We start from the raw sequence: 505 nt of genomic DNA on the forward strand, positions 1-505 counted from the left end.
GGGTATTCGGGGTCGGCGAGGAGTTGGTCGATGAGCCCGGCGCGGGCGGCGTGATGGGCAAGGTGCGTGAGGGTGTAGGGGTGGGCGCGGGCCCAGTCGGGGGTGCCGTCGGCGCGGTAGGGCACGCGGTCGGTGAGGACGCGTACGTACGCGGTGTGCACGGCCCGGTCGTCGGTGTTCTCGCGCAGGTGCTCGGCCATGGCCTCGTGGTAGAGCCGGTAGGCGGAGCGGTCGTTCTGTGTCGCTTCGACGACGTAGGAGCCGGCGTTGTGGCGTAGCCACAGGAGGTCGTCGTCGGTGTAGGTGCGGCCGGAGATTTCGGTGGCGAGGGGGGCCCAGATGTCTTCCCAGGGCAGGCCCTGGCCCTGGGCGTGGGCGAGGGGGCGCAGGAGGTCGGTGGCGCGGTCGGCGTGGTGGCCGAGGCGTTGGCGGAGGTCTTCGCGCATGGCGTCGCCGGCGTGGCGGGGCAGGGATGCCTGCCAGGCGGGGTCGGCGGGGTCGGGGA

General features: G+C 73.3%; 1 pseudogene. It reads right to left on the reverse strand.

The features are described from left to right. A pseudogene (locus AADR41_RS42235) lies at window positions 1-505 on the reverse strand (hypothetical protein); the annotation flags it as partial.

This window comes from Streptomyces sp. CLV115 (genome assembly GCF_038448545.1).
Taxonomy (GTDB): domain Bacteria; phylum Actinomycetota; class Actinomycetes; order Streptomycetales; family Streptomycetaceae; genus Streptomyces; species Streptomyces sanglieri.